Origin of the sequence: Mesorhizobium sp. CCNWLY176, assembly GCF_037153935.1 — a bacterium.
GTDB classification, from domain to species: Bacteria; Pseudomonadota; Alphaproteobacteria; order Rhizobiales; family Rhizobiaceae; genus Mesorhizobium_M; species Mesorhizobium_M zhangyense.
In genome coordinates, this window is record NZ_JBBBDZ010000042.1 from 1 (window position 1) to 692 (window position 692).

1 protein-coding gene is annotated in these 692 nt (G+C 64.6%); it reads left to right on the forward strand.

What is annotated here, in order from left to right; all coding sequences use genetic code 11:
• A partial coding sequence (locus WBQ96_RS28260; RefSeq protein WP_336556349.1) for a dihydroxy-acid dehydratase domain-containing protein occupies positions 1-692 on the forward strand: 692 nt, incomplete at both ends.

Sequence of the window (692 nt, forward strand, 5' to 3'; positions counted from 1 at the left end):
GGCTATCCGCTCGACGGCGTGGTGCTGACCATTGGCTGCGACAAGACCACCCCGGCCATGCTGATGGCCGCCGCCACCGTCAACATCCCGGCGATTGCGCTCTCTGTCGGTCCGATGCTGAATGGCTGGCACAAGGGCAAGCGCACGGGCTCCGGCACCATCGTCTGGGAATCGCGCCAGCGGCTTTCGGCCGGCGAGATCGATTATGACGAGTTCATGGACATCGTCGCCTCGTCCGCACCGTCGGTCGGCTATTGCAACACGATGGGCACGGCGACCACGATGAACTCGCTGGCCGAGGCGCTCGGCATGCAGTTGCCGGGCTCGGCCGCCATTCCGGCGCCCTATCGCGAACGCGGGCAGATTTCCTACGAGACCGGCAAGCGCATCGTCGGCATGGTCCATGAGGATTTGAAGCCGTCCGACATCATGACCCGCGAAGCCTTCGAAAACGCCATCGTCATCAATTCGGCGATCGGCGGCTCGACCAACGCGCCGATCCATCTCAACGCCATCGCCCGCCATCTCGGCGTGAAACTCGACAATGACGACTGGCAGGCCGTCGGCCACAAGATCCCGCTGCTGGTCAATCTCCAGCCGGCCGGCGAATATCTCGGCGAGGATTATCATCATGCCGGCGGCGTGCCGGCGGTCGTGGCCGAACTGCTCAAGGCCGGCCTGTTGCCGCATCC